The organism is Marinobacter lacisalsi, assembly GCF_042651045.1.
GTDB classification, from domain to species: domain Bacteria; phylum Pseudomonadota; class Gammaproteobacteria; order Pseudomonadales; family Oleiphilaceae; genus Marinobacter; species Marinobacter lacisalsi.
The window spans coordinates 28,733-52,727 of record NZ_JBHSDI010000007.1; the positions used below are offsets into that span (position 1 = coordinate 28,733).

Annotated in this window: 23 protein-coding genes; 15 read left to right on the plus strand and 8 right to left on the minus strand. The window is 59.9% G+C overall.

Translation table 11 applies throughout. From position 1 onward, the window contains the following. The first annotated feature begins 45 nt into the window (after positions 1–45). The 3 genes from trxC (at position 46) to ACFOZ5_RS03715 (ending at position 1,504) form a co-directional block, all read left to right on the plus strand. Positions 46–492 (plus strand): thioredoxin TrxC, encoded by a 447-nt coding sequence (trxC, locus tag ACFOZ5_RS03705; protein WP_379885496.1) that lies wholly within the window; start codon positions 46–48, stop codon positions 490–492. 202 nt (positions 493–694) lie between these two features. Continuing rightward, the gene (locus tag ACFOZ5_RS03710) at positions 695–1,039 is read left to right on the plus strand and encodes a PBPRA1643 family SWIM/SEC-C metal-binding motif protein (protein WP_379885497.1); all 345 of its coding nucleotides are present in this window, start codon (positions 695–697) and stop codon (positions 1,037–1,039) included. Between the two features lie 33 nt (positions 1,040–1,072). Beyond that, the gene (locus tag ACFOZ5_RS03715; protein WP_379885498.1) at positions 1,073–1,504 is read left to right on the plus strand and encodes a DUF3010 family protein; all 432 of its coding nucleotides are present in this window, start codon (positions 1,073–1,075) and stop codon (positions 1,502–1,504) included. A 63-nt stretch (positions 1,505–1,567) separates the two neighbouring features. Here the strand turns inward: ACFOZ5_RS03715 and ACFOZ5_RS03720 are convergent, their stop codons facing one another. From ACFOZ5_RS03720 to ACFOZ5_RS03735, 4 genes are all read right to left on the minus strand, one after another. Continuing rightward, positions 1,568–4,123 (minus strand): EAL domain-containing protein, encoded by a 2,556-nt coding sequence (locus ACFOZ5_RS03720; RefSeq protein WP_379885500.1) that lies wholly within the window; start codon positions 4,121–4,123, stop codon positions 1,568–1,570. A gap of 18 nt (positions 4,124–4,141) precedes the next feature. After that, complete coding sequence (locus ACFOZ5_RS03725; protein ID WP_379885501.1) at positions 4,142–5,437, minus strand: PilZ domain-containing protein; 1,296 nt, start codon at positions 5,435–5,437, stop codon at positions 4,142–4,144. A gap of 251 nt (positions 5,438–5,688) precedes the next feature. Continuing rightward, positions 5,689–6,726: a WD40 repeat domain-containing protein gene (locus ACFOZ5_RS03730; RefSeq protein WP_379885502.1), complete on the minus strand. Its 1,038-nt coding sequence runs from the start codon at positions 6,724–6,726 to the stop codon at positions 5,689–5,691. Beyond that, a complete protein-coding gene (locus tag ACFOZ5_RS03735; RefSeq protein ID WP_379885504.1) occupies positions 6,726–7,379 on the minus strand; it encodes a hypothetical protein in 654 nt (217 codons plus the stop codon). Before ACFOZ5_RS03735 ends, ACFOZ5_RS03730 begins: the two co-directional genes overlap by 1 nt. Before the next feature lie 167 nt (positions 7,380–7,546). Between ACFOZ5_RS03735 and ACFOZ5_RS03740 the strand changes: the two genes are divergently transcribed. The 7 genes from ACFOZ5_RS03740 to arcC all read left to right on the plus strand — a co-directional run bounded on the left by ACFOZ5_RS03740 (position 7,547) and on the right by arcC (position 15,379). Then, positions 7,547–7,804 carry a type II toxin-antitoxin system RelE family toxin gene (locus ACFOZ5_RS03740; RefSeq protein ID WP_379885505.1) on the plus strand — a complete coding sequence of 86 codons (258 nt, stop codon included), beginning with the start codon at positions 7,547–7,549 and terminating at the stop codon, positions 7,802–7,804. Further along, positions 7,801–8,181 carry a helix-turn-helix domain-containing protein gene (locus tag ACFOZ5_RS03745; RefSeq protein ID WP_379885506.1) on the plus strand — a complete coding sequence of 127 codons (381 nt, stop codon included), beginning with the start codon at positions 7,801–7,803 and terminating at the stop codon, positions 8,179–8,181. The genes ACFOZ5_RS03740 and ACFOZ5_RS03745 overlap by 4 nt, the downstream gene beginning before the upstream one ends. Positions 8,182–8,539: 358 nt before the next feature. After that, complete coding sequence (locus ACFOZ5_RS03750; RefSeq protein WP_379885507.1) at positions 8,540–10,321, plus strand: sensor domain-containing diguanylate cyclase; 1,782 nt, start codon at positions 8,540–8,542, stop codon at positions 10,319–10,321. Positions 10,322–10,733: 412 nt separating this feature from the next. Continuing rightward, a complete protein-coding gene (locus ACFOZ5_RS03755; protein WP_379885509.1) occupies positions 10,734–12,179 on the plus strand; it encodes a YfcC family protein in 1,446 nt (481 codons plus the stop codon). A gap of 23 nt (positions 12,180–12,202) precedes the next feature. Further along, positions 12,203–13,432: an arginine deiminase gene (locus tag ACFOZ5_RS03760; protein ID WP_379885510.1), complete on the plus strand. Its 1,230-nt coding sequence runs from the start codon at positions 12,203–12,205 to the stop codon at positions 13,430–13,432. 18 nt (positions 13,433–13,450) lie between these two features. After that, on the plus strand, positions 13,451–14,452 hold the full coding sequence (gene argF / locus ACFOZ5_RS03765; protein ID WP_379885511.1) for an ornithine carbamoyltransferase: 1,002 nt from the start codon (positions 13,451–13,453) through the stop codon (positions 14,450–14,452). A 12-nt stretch (positions 14,453–14,464) separates the two neighbouring features. Next, positions 14,465–15,379, plus strand: coding sequence for a carbamate kinase (gene arcC, locus ACFOZ5_RS03770; protein WP_379885512.1), 915 nt, complete (start codon positions 14,465–14,467; stop codon positions 15,377–15,379). A gap of 22 nt (positions 15,380–15,401) precedes the next feature. Here the strand turns inward: arcC and ACFOZ5_RS03775 are convergent, their stop codons facing one another. Continuing rightward, positions 15,402–16,406 carry a CobW family GTP-binding protein gene (locus ACFOZ5_RS03775; RefSeq protein ID WP_379885513.1) on the minus strand — a complete coding sequence of 335 codons (1,005 nt, stop codon included), beginning with the start codon at positions 16,404–16,406 and terminating at the stop codon, positions 15,402–15,404. A 163-nt stretch (positions 16,407–16,569) separates the two neighbouring features. On the opposite strand from ACFOZ5_RS03775, the gene ACFOZ5_RS03780 reads away from it, so the two are divergent. The 3 genes from ACFOZ5_RS03780 to ACFOZ5_RS03790 all read left to right on the plus strand — a co-directional run bounded on the left by ACFOZ5_RS03780 (position 16,570) and on the right by ACFOZ5_RS03790 (position 18,698). Further along, positions 16,570–17,364 (plus strand): SDR family NAD(P)-dependent oxidoreductase, encoded by a 795-nt coding sequence (locus tag ACFOZ5_RS03780; RefSeq protein ID WP_379885515.1) that lies wholly within the window; start codon positions 16,570–16,572, stop codon positions 17,362–17,364. A 160-nt stretch (positions 17,365–17,524) separates the two neighbouring features. Then, complete coding sequence (locus tag ACFOZ5_RS03785; RefSeq protein ID WP_379885516.1) at positions 17,525–18,247, plus strand: tellurite resistance TerB family protein; 723 nt, start codon at positions 17,525–17,527, stop codon at positions 18,245–18,247. Positions 18,248–18,296: 49 nt separating this feature from the next. Further along, positions 18,297–18,698: a DUF4112 domain-containing protein gene (locus ACFOZ5_RS03790; RefSeq protein WP_379885517.1), complete on the plus strand. Its 402-nt coding sequence runs from the start codon at positions 18,297–18,299 to the stop codon at positions 18,696–18,698. A gap of 25 nt (positions 18,699–18,723) precedes the next feature. On the opposite strand, the gene ACFOZ5_RS03795 is transcribed toward ACFOZ5_RS03790, so the two are convergent. After that, complete coding sequence (locus tag ACFOZ5_RS03795; protein WP_379885518.1) at positions 18,724–19,461, minus strand: SDR family NAD(P)-dependent oxidoreductase; 738 nt, start codon at positions 19,459–19,461, stop codon at positions 18,724–18,726. Positions 19,462–19,614: 153 nt separating this feature from the next. On the opposite strand from ACFOZ5_RS03795, the gene ACFOZ5_RS03800 reads away from it, so the two are divergent. After that, positions 19,615–20,934, plus strand: coding sequence for a diguanylate cyclase domain-containing protein (locus tag ACFOZ5_RS03800; RefSeq protein WP_379885519.1), 1,320 nt, complete (start codon positions 19,615–19,617; stop codon positions 20,932–20,934). 139 nt (positions 20,935–21,073) lie between these two features. Next, complete coding sequence (locus ACFOZ5_RS03805) at positions 21,074–21,400, plus strand: rhodanese-like domain-containing protein (RefSeq protein ID WP_379885520.1); 327 nt, start codon at positions 21,074–21,076, stop codon at positions 21,398–21,400. A gap of 128 nt (positions 21,401–21,528) precedes the next feature. Here the strand turns inward: ACFOZ5_RS03805 and ACFOZ5_RS03810 are convergent, their stop codons facing one another. Together ACFOZ5_RS03810 and ACFOZ5_RS03815 are read right to left on the minus strand one after the other, a co-directional pair. Continuing rightward, entirely contained in the window at positions 21,529–22,353 is an 825-nt protein-coding gene (locus tag ACFOZ5_RS03810; protein ID WP_379885521.1) for a hypothetical protein, read from the minus strand. A gap of 114 nt (positions 22,354–22,467) precedes the next feature. After that, on the minus strand, positions 22,468–23,955 hold the full coding sequence (locus tag ACFOZ5_RS03815) for a DUF3336 domain-containing protein (protein ID WP_379885522.1): 1,488 nt from the start codon (positions 23,953–23,955) through the stop codon (positions 22,468–22,470). Positions 23,956–23,995: the final 40 nt, after the last annotated feature.

The following is a 23,995-nucleotide window of genomic DNA, read 5'->3' on the forward strand; positions in this document are numbered from 1 at the left end:
AACTGCCCCGATGTCTTTATGCAATACTTCAAGCGAGGCTGATCCATGACCGGCGATCTTCAACACGTAGTGTGCCCCCACTGTCACAAGACAAACCGGGTACCCACCGGGAAACTGACGTCTGGCGGCAATTGCGGTGCCTGCAAGCAGCCGCTCTGGCCAGGCGGTGTGCTCGAATTGACCGAACAGAGCTTTGCGGCCCACACGCAGCGCAGCGACCTGCCGGTGCTGGTGGACTTCTGGGCCAGCTGGTGTGGCCCCTGCAAGGCAATGGCGCCGCAGTTTGAACAGGCGGCCGATGCGTGGCGGGGCAAGGTACGCTTTGCCAAGCTGAATACCGAGCAGGCGCCTGGGCCGGCGGGCCAGTTTGGCATTCGCAGCATTCCCACCCTGATCCTGTTCCGGCAGGGTCGGGAGGTGGCCCGCCAGAGTGGGGCGATGAACCAGGCGCAGATCACCCAGTGGCTGCAGTCGGTTATTGGCGGGAAGTGAACCCGCAGGTTGATCCTGGCCGCCGATGGTCACAATATCCTGGTGTGCTGGCGAATGCCCGCTGTCGTGATGACATGCCACGTGTAACAGAATTTCCACTTGTGCCTATATCGCCGGTCCCGGAAGCATGCTAAAAGGTCTCCGCCCAGCAGACGTTGCGGTTCGAGCGCCTGGGCACTCTCCCGCTCATCAGGATCTCAGCATGTCAGACAAATTTTTCTACAAGGGCCGGCAGGATGCGCGCCAGCACCATACCGCTTATGGCGGCTTCCAGACTAATGCCAGCCGGAAGCGTGGCAGCAGGAAGTACCCGCTGACACTGGTAGTGACCAGTGAAGGGCGCAAGCAGGAGGTCGAAGCCCAGGTGGCCGGGGCCGGTCTGCATGCAAACGTTGTGGTAGATACCCGGGACGGCGTTGTTGAATCCATCACCGAACTGACCGCCGCGCTGAACAAAGGTGAGACGGTTACCATGGCAAAGGGCCCTTCCCGTAATGATCCTTGCCCCTGTGGCAGTGGTGTTAAATTCAAGAAGTGCTGCGGCTGAGTCGCTGGGCACGGTGGTGATGAGAGCAATGCGATGATTGTTTGCGGCGTGGAACTGACCGGCAGCGATGCGGTGGTATGTTTGCTGAACCTGGATCGGGGGCAGTTCAGCCTGCCCGAGTGCAAGGTACGCAAGCTGTCACTGCCCAGGAACCACACCCGGGACGACCTGAAGCAGTTTCAGGCGGCGTTTGTGACGTTGATGACCGAGTACGAGGTGACCCGTGTCGTGATCAAGGAACGGATGCCGAAAGGGAAATTCGCCGGTGGCGCCATCAGTTTCAAGCTGGAGGCCGCCATCCAGCTGATCGACGGTATCGATCTGGAGGTCAGGTTGCTGCCATCCGCGCTGATAAAGTCCACCCTGGCTGCCAATCCGCTGCCGATCCCGTTTGCCGAGACGGGGCTGAAAGTCTTCCAGGAGACTGCCTTTACCGCCGCGTATGTGGGCCATATGGCGAAGTAACAATGGGCCAACGGATGAGGTCACCAGGCCAGTCTCTGGGGGCGCCCGTGGTGGTATGTCCTGTCAACTGGTCGATAGGGCCGTGGCCCAGTCGCAGAATGTGTCCAGAGGCATCGGCCTGGCAAACAGGTAACCCTGCAGCCGGTGGCAGCCCAACTGGCTGAGTAGCTCCATGGTCCTGGTGTCTTCCACGCCTTCGGCGACGGCTTCCAGGTTGAGGGTGTGGGCCAGTTTCAGGGTGCTCTGTACAATGCCCAGATCATTCTGACTGGAGCTCATCTGGCTTACGAAGCAGCGATCGATCTTCAGCTCGTGGATCGGCAGGCGGCTCAGATAGGCCAGGGAGGAGTAGCCCGTACCAAAGTCATCCAGGGCTACCCTGCAGCCGCTGTTGGCAATCTGCAGCAGGGACCCGATCACCGCATCCATGTTGTGCATCATGGAAGTCTCCGTTACCTCGAAAATCACGCGATTCATTGGAATGGCGTGTTCCCTGATCCCCGCCAGCGCAAAGGTCACAAAATGGCTGTCTGTAAGATTCTGAACCGACAGGTTAATGCTGCAGGGAATGTTCAGCTGTCGTTCCCGCAGGATCTTCATGGTTTGCCAGGCCTCAGTCACGACATGGCGTGACAGTAGATCCATCAGCCCGGCGTTTTCAGCGATATCGATCACTTCTCCGGCGGGCACCGGCCCAAAGCGCGGGCTGTGCCAGCGTAGTAGCATCTCCGCACCCACCAGTTCCTGACCGGTGCTGTTCATCTGTGGTTGCAGGTAAAGCTCCAGTTCGCCGGCCCGGATGGCTGGCGGCAGTGCGGTCACCAGGTCCAGGCGGCGCCGTGCAAAATCGGAGATCTCGTTGTTATACACCTGCACTGGAACCTTGCTTGACTGGCTGCGGTCCTGTGCCGCCGAGGCATGCTGGTACAGGATTTCCGTGCTGTCGCCATGCTCCGGTGCAATAGCCACACCGCAGTGCAGATTCATGAATACCGGCAGTCTGACGGCATGAACCGAAATCTCATGATTGCCCACCACCTGTTCGATAAAGGGCTCCATGGGGCCCTCGAAAAGCTCGAGGTCAACCACGAAGGCTGCTGAACCGAATTCCGGAATTGCAATGTAAGCGGACTGGCGGCTTTCCAGACAGACCACACCATCCAGCCCCGCCAGCGTACGGTTGAGTTTTTCCATCAATTGACAGAACACCTCTTCTGCCAGCCGGTGGCCCATGCTCGAGGCAATATCCTTGACCTGCGGATAGTGGACCAGCGTGAGGGCGACCCGCTGCTTTCGGCTCATCATGGTTTGTAAATGCTGATTGAGCAGGGAGGCATTGGGCATCCGGGTGGTCGAGTCGTGCATGGCCTGTTCCAGGGATTGCATTTCCAGGTCCCGGACCTGTCGCTCAGCCATCTGCTGTTTACGCAAAGCTGCCAGCTTGCGTGCCCGTTCATCCTTGATGCGATGGGCCAGGGCAAAGGACAGCAGCAGCACCTCAGCGACGGAGCCAACTTGCATGGAGTGTTTGGTGACGAGGTTTACCGGCAGAAGATCGAAGACGCTCAGTAAATACAGCGAGGCCCCCAGGGCAAAGGTTGTCCAGGCCAGCACGAAATAGCGGGCTATGGCCACGCCGGCCTTCAGCCCGGCCACCCCCACCGCAATGAGCAGTACAATCACCAGGGTACCCAGCAGCCCCGCTAACATGGCCCCGTGTATGGGATTGGCCCAGGTGTAGAAAATCAGCAGCCCGGCCAGTCCGGCCGCAATTTTCATGCTGCGATCCCAGCGAAGGGAAATGTCCTGCCATTTCAGAAAGCTCCTGGCGAATAGCAGGGCAAAGAGAGACACGAGTGCGGTGCTGATGGGCAGGGCATATCGGGGCAGCAACGGCTGTCCGCCCCAGATCCAGGCACTTCCGACCCCGGAGATACAGAGCATCAGCAGGCTGATCGAGCCGATGTACAGGACGTAATAGCCGTAGGCCAGGTCCCTGAGGGAAATAAACAGGAACAGGTTGTAGATCACCAGCGCACACAGAACGCCGAAATAGGCCCCCCAATAAAGACTGACCAGTGAAAACCGAAGCAGCAGGTGGTCCTCGCGCCACAGCTCGACCGGCACCTGCAGCGACGTCGCTGACCGCGCCTTCAGGAACAGGTCCACCTGTCCATCCAGGTTACGGGGTAACGGCAGGGCGACCTGGTAACTGCGAGCCTGGTCTCGCTGATCTTCGGTTTGCTGGCGACTGGTGTAGATGGCCGGTTGTTGGTTGTCCCGGGCTATATAGAGATCCACCTCTTCCAGAAGCGGGTAGGGAATCACCAGGTACCACTGGCGGGTCAGGGGCTCCGGGATGGTCAGTGAGGCTCTGATCCACACGGACTGGTTGGTGAAGCCAAGGTTGAGTACGCTGTCATCGTTTTTATTCCGCCACTGTCCCCGCTGCAGTAGCTCATCAAGGGGCCGTTCACCGTCCAGAATGTACTCGATGTGACTGTTCAGGTGGTAATGGCCCGCGTCTTCCCGAACCGTCAGCTCCTTACCGCTGGTGGTGAGGGTGAAAAGAAGGGATATCGCCAATAACCCCGCTGCCGCCAGGTTGCGTTTTATCATGGCCCATTCCTGTTCATCCTATTCGTCCAGGGGGCTGATCAGGCGGCCGGTAAAGCCGAGGAACTCGGCTTCCTCGCAAAAGGCGGCAAATTCGCCTTTTGCGACACCCGGCCGGCGAAGCAGAACCAGGGCTTCGACCAGACACCCTGGAATATCCCGGTTGCTCCAGGATGGCATGCGTGGCCACATCAGGAATTCCTCGTGGGAAAGCACAACCTTTTCCACCGCGATCTGGCTTTCCTGAAGGCTCTCGCGTGCGGCCAGGCTGATGCAGGGGTGGGTGTCATCCGCGATCAGGGCACCCGGGCTCATATGCTGCTGAAGCTCCAGTATGGCGTCACCATGCTGGGTTAAACCAATGTAGAGTTTTTCGTCCTGTAGATGGGCCACCGAGGAGGTTCGTAGTATCGTGCCACCATCGGTGGCTATTTCCGTGTCTTCTTTATAGCGGGGATCAAATCCGATCACCTTGTCGTACAGTGTGGTGAGATCCTGGCACACGGCATTACCGATGCGCCCGGCGCCACCGAGTACGACAATGCTGGTTTGCTGGCAGTACTGGGGACGTTCACGCATTTGCCGCGCCACATCCCAGATCATGTACCGGGTTCCCAGGCTGCCTTCCACCAGGGGTTCGGTAATATCGATACCGGCTTTCATCACGAAGTTGGGAAGCCGGCCGACCAGGGCGATCTGCCGGACGTTGGGGTAGTCCCGGCGCAACTGATCGATGTAGAGGCGTACCTTTTCGGAATCTTCCTCCAGCTCATGCTCCAGAAACTGCGACGCCACCAGCAGGCCGCGCATGTCCTGATTGCGAATGAAACCGAGCACGAGGTTGGGCGGCATGCGCTGCGCCATGCGGGGCGTAAAATAGGACCCGGCCTGTTGCTGGTTACCGTACACCGCAAACACAAAATGCGGTCTGGCCAGGGTGTGAATGACGGGGCGCAGCCAGGTATTGGCCAGAAAAACCGCAAACCGGCGGCTGTTTTTCCAGAGGGCGCGCTTGCTTCTGGCCGACAGGCGTTGCCAGGCGGGGGCCGCACCATAGAGGTTGCTCAGTTCGTTGTCAGTGAAGCGTTTTCGATCGAACTGCAAGCCAATGTGGGACTTGCCGCTGTGCCTCACCGTCGCTTCGACCTTCATGGCGGGATCGTCGCGAAAATCGACGTCAATCACTTCACCGGGGCGGATATACACCTGCTCCGGCCTTTTCAGGCGTAACCCGCTGGCCGATATGTTCAGAGTATCGGTTTCAACGGTGTGATTGGCATACTTCAGAACTACCGGGACCCTGATCCCAGATCGCAAATGCCGGCGATACTCTCCATGCATCCATATCATGGCTGGCCCCCGACGTACTCTCGAAATTGAAACTCCCATTCAATTTCTAGTCTGGACCAAACTATTGAAAGCCGCCACGTCTCACGACATCACGTACTTTTGAACAAAGCGGGACCTTCGCCCCTTTTCATTCGTCGAGGTGTTTTTCGGCTGCTCAACCGGGAAGGTGAGTGTCAGTGTAAGAAAAACAAGCGGATCTGTTTACCCGACCAGAATGTTCACCAGAACCCCGCCGGCACATCCAGAACCAGGTACTTGCTCACATTACCGACGATCAGCTGGTGGCTGTCCGGCAGCCAGGCGAGATGGTTCATGGTGCTGGTCTTGGCCTTCAGTATTTCCGAGGCGCCGGTGGTGAGGTTGAAGACTTCGACAAAATAGTCTTCCTCACCATCCCAGTGCCGGATACGACCGGTGAGGGCAACGGCGCCTGATTCGGTGTTGAGGAAGTCGGCATTGGTAATCGTGGTCAGCTGAGGCAGCTTGGCTTGCTTCAGCGCCAGGTCCGGTACTGAGAAACGCTGGATGCCCCCGGATGCGGTGGCTACCAGCAGCTCGTTTCCGTTATTGGCAAAACGCAGAGCCTTCACGTGGTTCTTGCGGCTGGCATCGTTGCTTTCCGCTATCAGGTCCAGGCCACGAAAATCGTCTGTTTCCAGTACCTTCCACAGGCAGATCCGTCCTGTGCTGGAGCCGGCGGCCAGCACCTTGTTGGTCGGGTCCAGGGCGATGGCCATGGCGGATCCGTCACAGCGCGCGTCGACAGAATGGAAGCGCTTGTTGGTAAGGTCGTATATCCGTACCGAGCTCCTTTCGATCACGAACAACGCTTCGGCGCCCTGGCCCCAGACCGCGGGGCCGTGGAAATTTTCCAGGGTTGCCAGGCTCTCGCCGGTTTCACGGTCCCAGATCACGGTTTCCGAAGCCGAGGTGGCCAACAGGTTACTGTCATGGCTGACGGCCACGTGATCCACACGGTATTCGTGCCCGTGAACCACAGCGGCCTTACCCTGCAGGTCGGTGCTGGCGGCGTGGCCGGACTCGAAACCCGTTACGATCTGAGCGGTGCCGGGGTCGTAAGTCAGGGCGGTAATGTAATCACCGTCCAGCTGGGCGGGAATGCGCAGGTTCTCAGAGCGAAGCTGTTCCGGGCCTTTTCCAGACCCGTAGTGGATTGCTATCACGGTTAACGCCAGGCCTCCTGCCAGCGCCAGGGCGGCGCTCTTCATTGAAAACTTGTTCTTTGACTGGGTCATTAAAGGCTCCTGGCCAGCTGGTTTCTGAGTTGCTCGACCACGGCCTTGTCAGGTCCGGCCACAAGCACGTAGACAAAGGAATTGCCCTCGTCCTGCTCCACGCACTTCACGACGGCCCGGTTAGCGCCGGAATTGCCGTACAGATAGGTGCCGCTACGGGCTACGGAAGTGAAATCAAGCGCATGGAGCCCCGCCAGACCGCGTCCGGCACAAGCTTCCGCGGAAATGGCTAGCGTCCGGTGATGGGACCAGACATGCGGCGGATAGGTCAGGTGGGTGGCCTGTCGTGGCGCGGGAGCCTGTCCGGGGTGACTGTCATTGCTGCCCGTAGTGGTCTGGAAGATCCAGTGCTGGCCAATCAGGTTGATGGCGACGCCCACTACAAGGGAGCTGTAGAACACCGTCATCCGGGCCCCGTAACGGGTCATTAACTGGAAAACCAGGCCGGCGGTCCCCAGGTCGAAAAAGAAGCCCACTGTCAGGCCGGCCAGGCCAATAATGGACGTTGCCTGCATCTGGGCCGGCCAGAGCGCAAAGGAAACGCAAAGCGACAACGCCGCATAAAGCAGGGCAGCAACGCCGGGTTTACGTGAGCGGTGAAGGTAAAGGACGCAAAGGAACAGCGCGGTAAACTTGGCCAGAAGCAACAGCAAGCGATCTCTCCCTGATCTGTTTTCCGGAATTATACCCGAGGTTTATTGCTGTGTCGGTTATGAGGTTACGTTGTTCCTTTACGACAGGGCTAGATTAGCCCGATGGAGCCACCGGACTTGCGTTCCGAAAGTTGGCTATTGGTAAACATTGAAAGTAAACTCCTGTCATGCACAAGCTGACCTACAAGAAATCAGCGCTGAAAGCGATGCGGAAAATGCCGCGACCACAGGCTGAAAAACTCCAGCGGGAACTGAAAACAATGGCACAGAACCCATATGCCTATCAGGGCGACTGGAAACCCATGAAAGGGGAGCCATATTGGCGCCTGAGACTCGGCAGCTACCGGGCGATATGCAGTATTGACGACGGAGAGCTGGTCGTTCTGGTACTGAAAGTTGGCTCCAGGGGAGATGTTTACAAATGAGTGCGCAAATCATTGAGCGTGAAGGTAGGCCGGAATATGCGGTATTGCCCTACGACGAATACCTGAAGCTGCTCGAGCTGGCGGAAGATGCCCAGGATCTTGAGGCTGCCCGAGAAGCGAGGCGAGAGCTGGACAACGGTGATGATGAAGTCATACCGGCCGAGATGGTTGAGAAACTGATCTCCGGTGAAGAGCATCCGCTGAAAATCTGGCGCGAGTATCGCGGTATTACCCAAGAGGCGCTGGGGAGAGAAGCCGGTGTTGGTAAGTCCTACATTAGCCAGATAGAGGCAGGTAACAAGTCCGGTTCCGCCAGGGTGCTGAAAGCACTGGCTGAAACATTAGATGTGGATATCGATGATTTATTGGCGGATTGAGACTTCCGGTGTTCGCGTAAACCCGAGATACTGACGAGGTTAGGCGACCCGCCTCTACACCGGATGCCCGTTCCAGCCACAGCAGGCCTTCGGTCACGCGCCGGGCTACCAGCCCCTTGGCAAAGAAGTAGGGGCCTTCGGTGCAAATGGGCTGGAAGGTTCGGTTTTGCGGGTCGGAGCCGGGCTGAGTGAACTGCCGCACGACAGCGTGGCCATAATACCCTCTATCCCCTGCTTGCCCGGGCATGAGTCGGGAGTCTCGTCTACGCTTTGGGTAAGGCCCACTTGTGGTTATTTCTGCACAGTCCTTCGCCCGGTATAAAGTCGTCTGAATGTGTGCGGGGACGGGACAGCTCCCATGTCGGATTACGAGCGCCAACGGCTCTATACCCTGCGCCAGTTGAATATACTGGACACGGCGCCCAGCGAGGCATTCGATCGCATCACCCGTATGGCCAAAAAAGTATTTGGTCTGCCTGTGGCCGCTGTGTCACTAACGGACGAGGACCGGCAATGGTTCAAGTCCCGAGTGGGTACCGAACTGACCGAGCTTCCCCGCCAGAAATCCCCCTGTAGTGACGTCTCGGCCAGTTCGGACCTGACGGTGATTGAAGATTTCCTGGCCACCGAGTGTTACCGCGATAGCCCTCAGGCCAAGCTGGGCATGCGGTTTTATGCCGGTGCTCCGCTGACCACCCGCGACGGCTACACGCTTGGCACCCTGTGCGTGCTGGGCCCGGAGCCACGCACCACATCCAGGGACGAACTCAACAGCCTGCTGGATCTCAGTGCCATGGTCATGGCGCAGATCGAGCTGCAGCATGCCCTTGGCCGCATTGACCCGGTAACGCGGTTACCTAACCGCAGCCAGTTCAGCGACGACCTGCAGGACCTCGCCAGGGAACATCCTGCCATGCAGCACCACGCCATTTTTGTTGAACTGGGCAGTGTGGTTGAGCTGGATACCGTCACACGGGTACTGGGAGGCAGCCAGGTTGACAGGCTTGCCCGGGAAGGCGCTTGGCAACTGACCACAATGCTGAACATGTTGTTGGGCCCCGACCACACCCTCTACTGTGTCGGTGCCTGCCAGTACCTTTTCCTGCGGGAGACGGATGACCAACAGCGGGTGCAGGCAGAAATGAGGCAACTGCATCGCCAACTGAGCCGGCTGTCACTGTGGAGCAACCTGGCTATCATCGTTCGACCCCGTATTGGCATCACCTCGTTCTTTCCGGCACGCACCTCGGCGGATGATGTTATCCGTCTCGCCGAGAGTGCATGCCAGAGTGCGCGATGGCGGGAATCCCCGGTGGCCACCTTCACACCTTCCATGGACAGCGAGCAGCAACGGCACTTCCAGTTACTGAACGATATGCACCGTTTGCTTCAGAACGGGAGCGACCAGCTTCGCCTGGTGTTCCAGCCCCGTATTGCCCTGGATTCAGGTAAATGTGTTGGCGCCGAGGCCCTGTTGCGATGGCGGCACCCGGAATTTGGCGATGTTCCGCCTGCGGAGTTTATTCCCCTTGTCGAAAATACGCCCATGGCCAAGCAACTGACGGAGTGGGTGCTTGACGCCGCCATTGCCCAGGCGGCCGCCTGGGCCGATCAGGGTGTGACACTGCGGGTATCGGCCAATGTGATGGCCTCGAACTTTGAGCAGGCGGGCTTTACGGAGCGGCTGATCAGGCGCCTGGAGCTATACGATATGCCTCCGAATGCCCTTGAGCTTGAGTTGACGGAAAGCGCGTTGGTGGGCAACAGCCGGGCCGTTCGCAAGCAGCTTCGGGCACTCTCGGGGGCGGGTATCCGCCTGGCGATCGATGATTTTGGTACAGGCTACAGCAGCCTTGCCTACCTGGTGAACGTGCCGGCGGACATCATCAAGATTGACCGGGTATTCAGCTCATCACGCAGCAGAAAGCGGCAGGAATCCCAGGTGAAGATGCTGAAGGCCATCATCGACCTCGCCCATGGTATGGGGTACCAGACGGTGGCCGAAGGCTTCGAGCCGGCTTCCATGAGGGAAATACTGTGCCAGTTGGGGTGCGATGAGGCGCAGAGCTTTGCCATCGCCAGACCGCTGGCTCCCGAGGCCTTCAGGTCCTGGTATAACGAACGTCATATTAGCCACTAGGCGGCACCATCGCGCTGGTCCACAGCCTATTCCGTGCTGGCCCGATCAGGCGCGGCAAACTGACAGCCAATCATTGTTAACACCCTTTAACCATAAAGGCAGCGTCGCCAGTTGTGTCGATGGGTGGCGAGGACTGGTCTTGTGCCTATCTCTACTCTGTTACATTGATACAGAAGGTTTACTCAGCGGGTCATGATTTTTTGGTCCGGCGTTCAGGTCGTCCCGAACGTTCCGCACACCAGATCCCGATCTGCATCGTGACGCGTTAGCGTCTGTAATTCCGGGTGCGTATCCGTTGCTGCTGAAAAAGAAAACGTTCGCAGAATTGTTTCTGATCAATTTCTGTCCGGGGGTGTCGGGTAGATACTGACTAAAGAGAGTTCGAACAGCGACGTGGGAAAGGAGAATAACCGTGTCGGAAGAAAAATCAGCCTCAGCCAATCCGGAAGACGACCTCGCAACACGCTTCCCAACCGCCTATACCATCCTGTTTCTGTTAATCATTCTGGTCGCGGCCCTGACCTGGATCATTCCTGCGGGGCAGTACGAGCGGGCCATGAACGAGGAGGTCGGGCGGGAAGTGGCCGTGCCCGGCACTTATGAAACCGTAGAGCCGAATCCCCAGGGCTTTGTCGATGTCATGCTGGCGCCCACGGCCGGCTTCTATGACCCCGACAGCTACGTGGCCAACGCCATTGATGTGGCGCTGTTCGTTCTGTTCCTTGGTGGTTTTCTGGGCGTCATGAATGCCACCGGGGCCATCGATACCGGCATTCGCAGTGCCATGCACCGGCTGGAGGGGCGGGAGATCTGGATGATACCGATCCTCATGACCCTGTTCGCGCTGGGGGGCACCACCTACGGCATGGCCGAGGAAACCCTGGCCTTCTATGCCATTCTGATTCCGGTCATTATTTCAGCGGGTTATGACGCCGTTACCGGTGTTGCCATCATTCTGGTGGGTGCCGGTATCGGTGTGCTGGGGTCCACCATCAATCCGTTTGCCACGGTGATTGCCTCCAATGCCGCCGAAATTCCGTTTACAGACGGGATTGTGCTGCGCTTTGTATTGCTGGTCGGGGGCCTCATCATCTGCGCTGCCTACGTCATGCGCTATGCCCGCAGGGTGAAGGCCGACCCCTCCCGCTCGGTGGTGGCAAGGCAGTGGGATGCCCACCGAAAGCTGTTCCTTCAGGGCCACGATGAGCTGGAGAATGTTGAACTCACTGGCACCCAGAAGGTTGCCCTGATCATCTTTGCACTCACGTTCGTGGTGATGATCTGGGGCGTCTCGTCCCAGGGCTGGTGGATGGCGCGGATGGGTGCCCTGTTTTTTGGTGCCGCCATCGTCATCGGGATCATTGCCCGGCTGGGTGAGAAAAAACTGACCGGCAGCTTTGTGGACGGTGCCCGGGACCTGCTGGGGGTCGCCCTGGTGGTCGGTCTGGCCCGGGGCATTGTGGTGATCATGGAGCAGGGCATGATTGCCGACACCATTCTGCACAGCGCCGAGACCACCCTCGGGGGCCTGCCGGAGCTGGCCTTTATCAACGTGATGTTCTGGCTGGAAGTGGGGATGAGTTTCTTTGTGCCATCCTCCTCCGGGCTCGCTGTGCTGTCCATGCCGATTCTTGCCCCCCTGGCCGATTTCGCCAATGTGGGGCGTGACTTGGTGGTGACTGCCTACCAGTCTGCCAACGGGCTGGTGAACCTGATCAACCCGACCTTCGCCGTGGTCGTCGGGGGGCTGGCCATCGGGCGTGTTTCCTACGACCGCTGGCTGGTGTTTATCTGGCCGTTGCTGCTGATTCTCACGGTGTTCATCACTGTGGTGATCAGTATCGGCGCGTTTCTCTGACCGTGCGGTAAAGGAGACCTGATATGACCGAACTCACCCTGGGCGTTCACTCGGAGACGGGCACCCTGCGACAGGTGATTGTCTGTCGGCCGGGGCTGGCCCATCGGAGACTGACGCCAACCAACTGCGATGCGTTGTTGTTCGACGACGTGTTCTGGGTCAAGCAGGCGCAGAAGGACCATGATGTATTTGCCGGGCTGATGCGGGACCGCGGCGTGGACGTACTCGACGTCAACGACCTGCTGGCGGCTACCCTCGATATTCCGGAGGCCCGGCGCTGGATACTGGACCACCGCATTACCTGGAATCATATTGGTGTGGGTATGGTGTCTGACCTGCGGGCCTGGATGGACGAGCTGCCCGGGCAGCGCCTGGCGGAATTCCTGATTGGCGGGCTGGAAGTGGGCGACTTGCCCTTCGCCCCTGACGGCCTGTTTGGCAACCACCTGGGGCCACACGGTTTCGTGCTGCCCCCTCTGCCCAACTTCCTGTTTACCCGGGACAACAGCGCCTGGATCTACGGGGGCGTCACCCTGAACCCCATGTACTGGGCCGCCCGCCAGCCGGAAACCCTGCTGATGAGCGCGATCTACCGCTTTCACCCGGTGTTTGCCGGCAAGGTGAACGTGCACTGGGGCGACCCGCTCCAGGACCACGGTCTGGCGACCCTGGAAGGGGGCGATATCATGCCGGTGGGCAATGGCACGGTCCTGGTGGGCATGGGTGAACGCAGCTCACCCCAGGCCATTGGCCAGCTGGCAAAAGCCCTTTTTGCCAACGGCACCGCTGACCGGGTCATTGCCTGCCAGCTGCCCAGGACCCGCTCGGCCATGCACCTGGATACGGTGTTCACCTTCTGTGGCGGCAATGTGGTAACGGCGTTCAAGGAAGTGGCCGATGAAGTGATCTGCTACGACATGCGTCCGGGGGAGGGGGACAAGCATCTCTCCTTTCACCAGGACCCACGCCCGTTATTTGAGGTGGTGGCGGAGGTGCTGGGTTATCCATCGCTGGAGGTGGTGGCCACCGGTGGCGAAACACCCGCCGAGCGTGAACGGGAGCAGTGGAACGACGGCAACAACGTGCTCGCCCTGAGCCCCGGGGTGGTGATTGGCTATGACCGTAACGATGACACCAACGCCGCCCTGGAAGCGGCCGGCATCGAGGTGCTGGCCATTCCCGGCGCCGAGCTGGGCCGGGGGCGGGGCGGCGGCCGCTGCATGAGTTGTCCCACCATTCGAGACGCGATCTGACAGGGAAGGAACCGTATTATGGCTTTCAATCTCAAGAACCGGCATTTTCTCACCTTGCGGGACTTTTCGCCCCGGGAAATCGGCTTTCTGCTCAAACTCTCCGCCGACCTGAAAACCGCCAAATACGCCGGTACCGAAGTGCCATTGCTGAAGGGCAAGGACATTGCGCTGATCTTCGAGAAGAACTCCACCCGGACCCGGGTGGGTTTTGAGGTGGCCGCGTTTGACCAGGGCGCCCGGGTCACCTATCTGGGCCCGACGGGCACCCACATTGGTCACAAGGAGTCGGTCAAGGATACCGCCCGGGTGCTGGGCCGGGTCTATGACGCCATCGAGTACCGGGGCTTCGGCCAGGCGGTGGTTGAAGAGCTGGCGCAGTATGCGGGGGTGCCGGTCTATAATGGCCTGACCAATGAGTTTCACCCCACCCAGATCCTGGCGGACTTCCTGACCATGCAGGAAAACGTGGAAAAGCCCCTGCGGGACGTGTCGTTCGTGTTCATCGGCGATGCCGCCAACAACATGGGGGACAGCCTGCTGATCGGCGGTGCCAAGATGGGCATGGATGTGCGCCTGTGTGCCCCGCAAGACTGCTGGCCTGCCGAGGCGATCCAGCAGGAGGCGCGGGACCTGGCCAGCGAGACCGGCGCCCGAATCATGATTACCGACAATATCGACAAGGCCGTGGCCGGTGTCGATTTTGTCTATACCGACGTCTGGGTCTCCATGGGCGAGCCCAAGGAGAAGTGGGCCGAGCGGATCCGGCTATTGCAGCCCTACCAGGTGAATGCCGCGCTGATGGAGAGAACCGGTAACCCACAGGCCAGATTCATGCATTGCCTGCCCGCGTTCCACAACACCGACACCACCGTCGGCAAGGACATCCAGGCCGAGTTCGGCATTGATGCCATGGAGGTCACGGACGAGGTGTTCGAAAGCCCGGCGTCGATTGTCTTCGACCAGGCGGAAAACCGGATGCACACCATCAAGGCGGTGCTCGTGGCCACCCTTGGCGCCTGACGGAGGAACGATATGCGTGTGGTAGCAGCCCTTGGTGGCAATGCCTTGTTGCGTCGCAGCGAGCCGTTGACTGCCGGGGCCCAGCGGGCCAATGTAAAGACCGCGGCGGAATCGCTGGCAGCCATTGTCCGTGCCGGGCACCAGCTGGTGGTTACCCATGGCAACGGACCCCAGGTCGGTCTGCTGGCGCTGCAGGGAGCCGCCTATAAGCCGGAGGAGGCTTACCCGCTGGATGTGCTGGGGGCGGAGACCGAAGGCATGATCGGCTACATCATCGAGCAGGAGCTGGAAAACGCCCTTGGCCATGACCGGGCTGTTGCCACCCTGCTGACCCAGGTACGGATAGACAGCAACGATCCTGCCTTCCGCAATCCGACCAAATTTGTCGGGCCGGTTTACGACAGGGAGGAAGCCGAGGCCCGGGCCGAGGCGGCAGGCTGGCAGATCGCCCGGGACGGGGACAAGTGGCGCAGGGTGGTGCCTTCACCGACGCCCCTGGAAATCCCCGATATGCGGGTGATCCGGTTGCTGCTGGACCAGCAGGTTGTCGTTATCTGTGCCGGTGGGGGTGGTATACCGGTTCTGCGTCGCGATGATGGCAGCATGATCGGTGTGGAGGCAGTGATCGACAAGGACGCCGCCAGCGCCCTGCTGGCCCGCCAGCTGGACGCCGACGCGCTGTTGCTGCTTACGGATGTGGATGCCATCTACCGGGACTTTGGCAAAGACACCGCCACCGCTATCCATCAATTGACCATTGCCGAAGCAGAGAAACTGGAACTGCCTGCTGGCTCCATGGGCCCCAAGCTGGCCGCTGCCCTCGACTTTGCCAGTAGCGGAGGGACCAGTGGCATCGGGCGGCTGGAAGATGCACTTGCCATCCTGGACGGCAAGGCCGGTACCTGCATCTTCGGCTCTCAATGGTAAGTGGCGGGTAGCCGATCGTTGCCTACCGATCCGGACCGACACAGGCCAGAAGCTGGCTTTCCAGACCTTCATCCAACTGCGGCGCAATGATTTCGATCCGGCTTTCAAGGGCGTCATCCAGCGGTATTTCAGTGAGGCTGTCGCTGGTCAGGTTATAGCCGAAGACGCCGCGATCGGTAATGAAGAACGCCTTCATGCGTTCGGCCTCCAGGCCGGTCAGAAAGCTGAACAGCTTCTGGTAATCGAATACCCGTGTCGCCTCAAAGCGCCAGCCGATACTCCGGTATCCCTCGCCCTCATTGGTGGCACTGAGATAGCCGCTGGCGGGCAGTGGGGGCTCGCCCGCCGTTGCTTCACTCTGGTCCCGCTGGTGCGGATGGAGGTTCGCCGTTAATGGTGCGGCGGTAGGACCCAGTAGCCAACGGGGGTCAATGGCTCCGCCAGTGACAAAATCGACCACTGCACCGGATGACCCTTTGTTCCGAACGTAGGTTTCCAACTGCTGCTTCTGGTCCTCCCCGTACAGATCCTGTTTGTTGCCCACCACCACGTCGGCGATGGCAATCTGCTGGTTAAAGGTGGCGTGGCCGGTATAGCGGGTGTCCGCCAGCTTGCGGGCGTCCACCAGGGTGACGGTTTTCTGGATGGCAAGCACGTCCCGGTAGTGCTCGGCCGCCAGTGTCCGCAGAACTTCCTCCGGATGGCCCAGCCCGGTGGGCTCAATCAGCAGCCGGTGGGGCCTGGCCCTTGCCAGCAACTGATTCAGCGCGATCTGCATGGGCAGGCCGGCGGTGCAGCACATGCAGCCACCCGGAACCTCACGCACATAGACGCCGCCGTCTTCGCCGTGGAGCCCCTGGAACAGGCTGCCATCCACCCCCACTTCCCCGAACTCGTTGACCAGCACCGCCCAACGCTCGCCGTCCGGCTTATGCTGCAACAGATGGGAAATGGCTGTGGTTTTTCCCACCCCGAGGAAGCCGGTGATGATATTGGTGGGAACGGCCGTAATGGGAGAGAGTTGCATGGGGGAGGTCTCTGCGCACTGGTTAGCGAAGTGTTATGTTATAACAATTTGCCAGGCTTGAAAATCCCGGGGGGAACCTTGACGTATCGCTTGTGGCAAGAGAGCAGGCTAGAGTGGACAAAGCTTATCGGGGATACCGTTTTTTCATCAGAGAGGACTTATTATGAATATTGATCTTCAGGGCAAGGTGGCCATCGTCACTGGTTCCACCCAGGGCATCGGTCTGGCCATCGCCCGGGGGCTGGCCGGTTCCGGCGCTACCGTGGTGGTGAATGGTCGCAAACAGGAGGCGGTGGAGGCCGCCATTGCCAAAGTGCGGGAAAGCGCGCCTGAGGCCACCGTACGTGGTGTGGCCGCCGATCTGGGCACGGCGGATGGCTGTCAGGCCCTGGTGGACGCGGAACCAGCCGCTGACATCCTGGTCAATAACCTCGGCATCTTCGGGCCGGAAGATTTCTTCGATGTGACTGACGAACAGTGGCAGCGTTTCTTCGATGTGAATGTGATGTCCGGCGTTCGCCTGTCCCGGGCCTACCTGCCGGGCATGGAGAAAAACGGCTGGGGCCGGGTGATCTTTCTCTCTTCCGAATCCGGCCTGAATATCCCGAGGGAAATGATCCATTACGGGTTTACCAAGACCGCCAACCTGTCGGTGTCCCGCGGGCTGGCCAAGCGCATGGCGGGCACCGGGGTGACGGTAAACGCGGTTCTGCCGGGCCCGACCATGTCCGAAGGGGTGCAAGGCTTGCTTGAGGAATCCGCCGAGAAATCCGGCAAGAGTCTTGAGCAGGCGGGTATCGACTTCGTGAAGGCCATGCGGCCGAGTTCCATTATCCAGCGCCCGGCGGAAGTGGACGAGGTGGCCAATCTGGTGGTGTACGTGGCGTCACCACTGTCCTCCGCCACCACCGGGGCGGCGTTGCGGGTCGATGGCGGGGTAGTGGACTCCATTGCCTGATCGCAGGCCCTTGGGCAAAGGGGGCCGAAAGCTGGCCGGTGGATTATTGATGACCATGGCGTAACGCCGGATTAATGCAGCGAAATCGGCCATCCGGCTAGACTCATCGTAGGCAGGTCAAGGTTTTGCCTGCATCTGTGGCAGAGAGGAATAACATTCCATGAACGTATCGTCGATTCTGAATCAGTTGCTCAATCAGGCGTCCGGGCAGTCTTCCGGTAAAGGCTCCGGCAGCGGTATGGACGTCAACCGTGTAGTCGAAAGTCTTTCCTCACAGCTGAAGGGGAAGGAAGGTTCGTCCGGTGGCGTGGATATCAAGAGCCTGCTGGGTGGCGGCGCCCTGGGGTTAATGGTTGGCTCGAAGCGCGGCCGCAAGATGGGCGGCAAGGCCCTCAAGTACGGGGCCCTGGCTGGCGTTGGTGTACTGGCGTGGAAAGCCTACCAGAGCTACCAGCAGGGAACCGCCGGCCCGGCCCACCCCCCGGAGGACCGGCAGGGGCAGCCACTGGAACAGTTGCAGGGGCAGGCAGAAGAGCAAAGAGGCCTGGAGATCCTGCAGGCCATGATCATGGCGGCCCGGGCCGACGGACATATCGATGGCGACGAGCGCGCCCTGTTATCCCGGGAAATCGAGGAGCTCGGGCCGGATGAGGAATTGCAGGCCTGGATCCAGCAGCAGTTCGACGAGCCCCTGGATGCATCCGTGCTGGCACGACAGGCTGACTCCCCTCAGGCCGCCCGGGAAATGTACCTGGTCAGTGCCGTGATTATTGATGACCAGAATCCGATGGAACGGGCCTGGCTGGAGCAGCTTGCCGCCGCGCTGAAGTTGCCGCCAGCGCTGACCCGGGAGCTTGACCAACAGGTGCTGGCGCCGGCCTGATGGTTCCTCTGACGATGCCTGGTAGCACCCGATGGATGGGTATTGGCGTATGAGTGCAGACGGACCGGCAACCGAGGTGGCCCGGCGGCGGGCGGCGTCCCTGCGTCGTATCGAACGGTTCAGTCGACTGATGGACAGTTCTGTTCGCATACCCTTTACCCGGGTGACCTTCGGGCTGGATGGCCTGCTGGGACTGGTCCCTGTGGTGGGGGATGTCACCGGGTTTCTGCTGTCGGGTTACGTTCTGTTGGAAAGCCAGCGGGCGGGGGCCAGCAAGCGGGTCAAGGCCCATATGATCAAGAATATCCTGCTGGATGCGACCGTCGGTTCCGTGCCCATTCTGGGGGATGTCTTTGACGTGATGTACAAGGCCAATATGCGAAACGCCCGCCTGCTCAGGCGTGAGCTTGAGGCCGACGGGGACGTCAGGGGCGAAACCGAGCGCCCCTGACGTGCCATGCTCCCCTGTGACGTGTTCACCAGGGCAGGTCGGTACCATCCCAGCTGATGAACCGGCCATTGTCGGCTTCTGACAGGCTACCCAGGATGTCGTGCAGGTTCCGGGCGGTTTCTTCCGGCCTGTGCACCGTCAGCTTTGCCAATGACTGGCCGAAAGGCGCGCTTAACGGTGACTCGGTGGTGCCCGGATGAAGGGCGACACAGGTAAGGGGGGCGTAGCGCCGAGGGAGCTCGATCGACAGGTTCCGGACCAGCATGTTCAGGGCCGCCTTTGAGCACCGGTAGGCATACCAGCCACCGAACTGATTGTCCGAGATGGAGCCGACCTTGGCTGAGATGGCAGCGACCCGTGTCAGATGCTGGCCGCGAAACCCGGGCGCCAGGGCCTGCACCAGCATCCCGAACCCGACGCAGTTGACCTGAAAAGCCCTGGCCATACTGTCCGGGTCCAGGTCCTCCAGTCGCTTCTCCGGAAACATCTGCTCGTCATGCAGCAGGCCTGCCGCATAGATCAGATTGCTGACTTTTCCAGACGGCGCCAGGGCCTGCTGCAAACGCTCCGCGACTGACTCGCTCAACGGTACGTTGGCCTGCCATGGCAACAAGGTGACGCTCTCATGACCGCGAATGGGCTCAGGCACCTGATCCGGATGACGGCATAGACCGATTAGCGGCTGCCCGGCCTGGTCGTCGAGGTAGCGTTCTGCCAGGGCCTTGCCGATTGCACCCGAGATGCCAGCAATGATGGTTGTCATCCGCCTGTTTCTCCACTTGGTGGTTGTGCAGTCTGTGGATGCTTACGAAGGTCGGTTTCTTTCAGCTCATTTCAGGTGCCCGTTAGCCCTTGCTCGTCCTTGCAGGCCAGAACAGGCATTCGCTTATGCTGGGTAAACCCATATAATTGATAAATGAAGCCGTACGAGCATCCTCACCTTGCCAGTTTTACCGACCTGCTCCTGGACGCCGTCTGCGTTGTCGATGAGGACGGCTACCTGCGCTATATCAGTGCCGCCGGTGAGCGGATCTTCGGTTATGCCCCCGCAGAGATGGTCGGCAGGCCCATGTTCGATTTCGTGCATCCCCAGGACCGCCAGAAAACGCTGGCATCGGTCAACCGGGTGCTGAGCGGCGAGCCCCTGCTGAACTTCGAGAACCGTTACCTGCGCAAGGATGGGACGGTCGCCCATATCATGTGGTCGGCGCGCTGGTCGGAGGCGGAGGGCATCCGGGTGGGGATTGCCCGTGATGTAACTGAACGGCGCCACGGGGAGGTCATGCGCGCGGCCCTCTACGCCATTTCTGAAGCCGCCACGGCAAGCAATGAGCTGCCCGCCCTGCTTGAGCGCCTGCAACCAGTGATGGAGGAGCTTCTGCCCGCAGGGAGTCTCACACTCGCATGGTGCGACCCGATGTCGGGCTGCATTGAATTCCCCTTTGTAACCAATAAGCGTGGCGATATGACCGCATTGCCGTTCGAACAGGCCGAGAGCGTCTGTCGTCGCGTCATCGCCTGCCGCCGACCGCTGATTCTGAATCAGGCCGGGGCCTGCGGCGAGGCGCCCTTCAGTTGCCTCGGGGTACCGCTGGAACTGGCCGGACGCGCGTCCGGGGCCCTGACGGTGCTGAGTGATGAGCCAGGGGCGACCTATTCCACCCAGGACCGTGAGCTGCTGCAGTTCATCGCCGTGCAGCTGGCCGGCGCCACGGAGCGCATCGAGATGCAGGCCCGGATGACCTATATGGCCCAGCATGATCAGCTTACCGGGCTGCCCAACCGGGCCCTGTTCATGGACCGGTTGCAAATCGCACTGGCGCGTGCGCATCGCCATAACACTCGGCTGGCGGTGCTTTTCCTCGATCTTAACGACTTCAAGACCGTGAATGATCGCTACGGCCATGGTGCTGGTGATCAGTTGCTACAGGCCGTGGCCACCACGCTGAGCCAGAGCATTCGTGATGTGGACACCGCAGCGCGACTGGGGGGTGACGAGTTTGTGGTATTGCTGGAGAGTATCGAGCAGCCTGAAGACGCCGGTATGGTGGCTGAAAAGCTTCTGTCGAGCCTGAGCTTGCCGTATGCAGTAGGCGGAGTCAGTGTACGCAGCGTTCCGAGTATCGGTTGGTCGGTTTACCCGGATCATGGGAGGGACGCCGATACCTTGATCGCCCACGCCGACCATGCCATGTATCGACGCAAGCAGGGGCCTGGCACTGATCGCGCCCCTTGAAATCCTGCGGGTCAGAGCCATGGTAGATCATGTAGTAGAGGCCAGCTCGAAGGCCCGTTTATCTGACGGGCCACCGGGTTGAGTGAATTCTGCTGTCTCATACGGTGGCCCCGCGTTTCTGACAGACAAGGAGGCAACCATGAAAACCATCAGCCGTGATGACCTCAAGACCATGAACGAAACCGAGCACGAGGATTTCGTTCTGATCAACGTGCTGCCTCGGGATGCATTCAACCGCGAGCACATCCGCACTTCCATCAATATTCCGGTAGAGGAACCTTCTTTTCTTGAACAGGTGGAGGCGGTTGCAGGTAGCAAGGAGCGCAAGATCGTTGTTTATTGCGCCAATGTCGACTGCGACGCATCGCCGAAAGCCGCCAAAAAGCTGGAAGACGAAGGTTTCACCAACGTGTATGACTATGAGGGCGGCACCAAAGACTGGTTTGCCCAGAAACACGCTGCCTGACCGGTCGCGTTTGTTTGCATGACGAGGCAGGGCGGCTACCCGCCAGGGTAGTCGCCTTGTATCCCGCGAAAACAGACATGCCATTGGGCCACCGGGGCGTGATCCGGCCTATCCATTCACTGGTGGCCTTAATCTGAAGCCGCCGGGCAGAGGGGCTGGTAGTCCGGTGCATTGACGATGTCCAGCAAGGTATCGTCGCTTGCGTTCAGATCGTTGTTCATCACCACCCTGGTGATGGCCTCCATACAGCCATCGTGCTTGAGCTTCCTGAAGGTATCGGCCAGAGTGGCGGCCAGATCCTTGTGGTTCTGGTGGACATAGTGGAAAACGCTGAAGGTGTACACGGGCTCCTGAAGCACCTTGAGTCCCTGGCGCCGCTGGACCAGCAGATTGGCTTCCAGGCTGGGTAACGCCACCAGGTCGACACGTTTCAGTTCAAGTAACTCGGCCAGTGTCGCCATGTTACTGTTGGTTGTCAGCGTCTGCTTTTTATCGGCGAACTGGCGCTCCAGGGGATGAATGCCGTGAATATAGGCCACGCTATATGGCCCGAGGTCAGCTGGCAGTGTCTCACCGGGCATATCGACCCGTGCCACCAGCCGGAAGGTCATTTCAGGCAGGGGGTTGGCTACCCGTACCATATTGTCGGCGCCGGCTTCAGCACCTGTGGACGCAATCAGAATGGCATCCAGCCTGCCCTCGTTGGCGGAGTAGGCGGCGCGCAATATGGGCAGGTCGGTATACCGCGTGGTAATCCCCAGGCGCAGGTAGGCTTCCTTGATAAAGCGCTGGTATAGCTGAAGCGTTGGCGATTGCTCATAGGTGGCAACCTCCATGGTTTCCAGTCCGGACCTGATGCCAGGGCTGGCGTGGCACGGGCCCGAGAGCAATGCCATGCCGGTCAGCAATATGCCTGTATGCAGGGTGTTCAATGCGGTTCGATGTCTGGCCACTTTCGATTTCCGATTCTGATGGATCCCCCGCCTTTGGGCGGTGCCTTCCAGCAACGGCCTGGCACGGGCCCGCTTTCAACTGAATGGCCCGATAGTGTCAGCGTTGCGTGCAGGTCAGGCACTCCGCCTCCGTTCAGCCCCGGCCCTGTGTTTCAGGCGTTCAATACACTCCCGGAATGTCCGGCTGACCAGGGTCTGGTCTTCGATCATGGCCATCATTGGCCAGGTGGCATGCTCGCCGATGTGGATGTACATGGCCAGGTCCTCGGCGCTGGGGTTGGCCAGGACCTTCCGGTACAGGGTGGGTCGGAAGGGGAACTGGATCGTGATATCCCCCAGGTAGGACTGGGTCGCCATGGAGTGGGCCTGTTCGATCAGGGGGCGGACCATGGACGACGACCAGGTGTTGCGCGTCAGGTCCAGCAGGGTGGATACATGGGCGTGCACCAGGGAGGACGCCGCGTGCCTGAACGGGGCGAAAAGTCCCTGATCAAAGCGTTGGCTGATAAAGGGCAATACGTGGGGGTTGGCCTGGCTGACAATGGTCTTGTTGATATTGTGAAGGCGGGCCATGCGCAGGTGGGGGAGGTCACCATGAACACTGCCGTCGATCCATTTTTCGGTTGGCATGTACGGTACCTCTTTGCCTTTTCTGCCATCCCCATGGTCCCGGCCCTGCAGGGTCACTGAGGGATAGATGCCCGGCACCGCACAAGACGCCAGTACCGCCGAGTCGATGGTGACATCCGGCGCGGTCAGCTCATTCAGCAGGCGGGGTTTCTGCCGCGTGCGGGTAGGGGACACCGAGATGTTCAGGGCCCGGCCGCTGTGCTCAAAGGCTTCCCGGAAACTGCTGGTGCCGATGTTGGTGCGGATATGGTCGTGCAGGCGGGCCTGGTCCATGGCGTGGCCCTTGCTCCATATCTCGCCAAGCCTGTGCCAGCGCAGGGCGTTGCGGTGCACCTGCTCCGGGTTGTCGAACAGGCTGTTCAGTTCCCGGTTGTTACGACTGCAGATCGCAGCCGCGACAATCGCGCCCATGCTGGAGCCGGCAATAACATCCGGTAGCAGGTTCCGGCGCCACAGTGCCCGGGTCACGCCAAAGTGGTAGATGCCAAAGGCCGCACCACCGCTGAGCATCAGCGCCGGGCGTCCGAACACCTTCTCGGCACGGCGGAACAGCTGCAGCTTCTGTTCAACGGAGAGGCCCGGCTGCGGCTTGTCGCAGATGTAGTTCATACCCCGTCGGACTTCGTCCAGAAACTCTGCTACCACATGCTTGGTGCCGGTGCGGGCCATGGCATACAGGTCCGGGTTGGACAGTTCGCCGAGGTGGCGGTAGAGGCTTTCCTGGAGTACCCGGGTGAGGGTGGCGGGATCACCCTTGTGCCGGTACTTGTGCATCAGGCGAATATGCTCACGGATCAGCGGCTCGTGGAGCATCTCCGTTTCACTTTCTTCGCGCCATTGGAGATTGCCGTCAAGTTCATCGAGCTTCCAGGCACAGTCGTACCACTGTTCGAAGGACTTTGCGTCAGCGAGGTCACGGTTGAGCTGTTTGCGAAGCTTGGCGTTGGTATCCATACGCTTACGATAGCTCAAATGGTCATCGGTTTCAGCGCAACCGACTGTTTTCCGCAGG

Excerpts from the sequence above, each read along its gene's own strand:
- ACFOZ5_RS03785 (WP_379885516.1), top strand. The coding sequence starts at position 17,525 with ATGAACGTATCGTCGATTCTGAATCAGTTGCTCAATCAGGCGTCCGGG.
- ACFOZ5_RS03795 (WP_379885518.1), bottom strand. The coding sequence starts at position 19,461 with ATGACAACCATCATTGCTGGCATCTCGGGTGCAATCGGCAAGGCCCTG.
- ACFOZ5_RS03805 (WP_379885520.1), top strand. The coding sequence starts at position 21,074 with ATGAAAACCATCAGCCGTGATGACCTCAAGACCATGAACGAAACCGAG.
- trxC (WP_379885496.1), top strand. The coding sequence starts at position 46 with ATGACCGGCGATCTTCAACACGTAGTGTGCCCCCACTGTCACAAGACA.
- ACFOZ5_RS03760 (WP_379885510.1), top strand. The coding sequence starts at position 12,203 with ATGACCGAACTCACCCTGGGCGTTCACTCGGAGACGGGCACCCTGCGA.
- ACFOZ5_RS03800 (WP_379885519.1), top strand. The coding sequence starts at position 19,615 with ATGAAGCCGTACGAGCATCCTCACCTTGCCAGTTTTACCGACCTGCTC.
- ACFOZ5_RS03775 (WP_379885513.1), bottom strand. The coding sequence starts at position 16,406 with ATGCAACTCTCTCCCATTACGGCCGTTCCCACCAATATCATCACCGGC.
- ACFOZ5_RS03715 (WP_379885498.1), top strand. The coding sequence starts at position 1,073 with ATGATTGTTTGCGGCGTGGAACTGACCGGCAGCGATGCGGTGGTATGT.
- ACFOZ5_RS03780 (WP_379885515.1), top strand. The coding sequence starts at position 16,570 with ATGAATATTGATCTTCAGGGCAAGGTGGCCATCGTCACTGGTTCCACC.
- ACFOZ5_RS03730 (WP_379885502.1), bottom strand. The coding sequence starts at position 6,726 with ATGACCCAGTCAAAGAACAAGTTTTCAATGAAGAGCGCCGCCCTGGCG.
- arcC (WP_379885512.1), top strand. The coding sequence starts at position 14,465 with ATGCGTGTGGTAGCAGCCCTTGGTGGCAATGCCTTGTTGCGTCGCAGC.
- ACFOZ5_RS03740 (WP_379885505.1), top strand. The coding sequence starts at position 7,547 with ATGCACAAGCTGACCTACAAGAAATCAGCGCTGAAAGCGATGCGGAAA.
- ACFOZ5_RS03745 (WP_379885506.1), top strand. The coding sequence starts at position 7,801 with ATGAGTGCGCAAATCATTGAGCGTGAAGGTAGGCCGGAATATGCGGTA.
- ACFOZ5_RS03790 (WP_379885517.1), top strand. The coding sequence starts at position 18,297 with ATGAGTGCAGACGGACCGGCAACCGAGGTGGCCCGGCGGCGGGCGGCG.
- ACFOZ5_RS03720 (WP_379885500.1), bottom strand. The coding sequence starts at position 4,123 with ATGATAAAACGCAACCTGGCGGCAGCGGGGTTATTGGCGATATCCCTT.
- ACFOZ5_RS03710 (WP_379885497.1), top strand. The coding sequence starts at position 695 with ATGTCAGACAAATTTTTCTACAAGGGCCGGCAGGATGCGCGCCAGCAC.
- ACFOZ5_RS03750 (WP_379885507.1), top strand. The coding sequence starts at position 8,540 with ATGTCGGATTACGAGCGCCAACGGCTCTATACCCTGCGCCAGTTGAAT.
- argF (WP_379885511.1), top strand. The coding sequence starts at position 13,451 with ATGGCTTTCAATCTCAAGAACCGGCATTTTCTCACCTTGCGGGACTTT.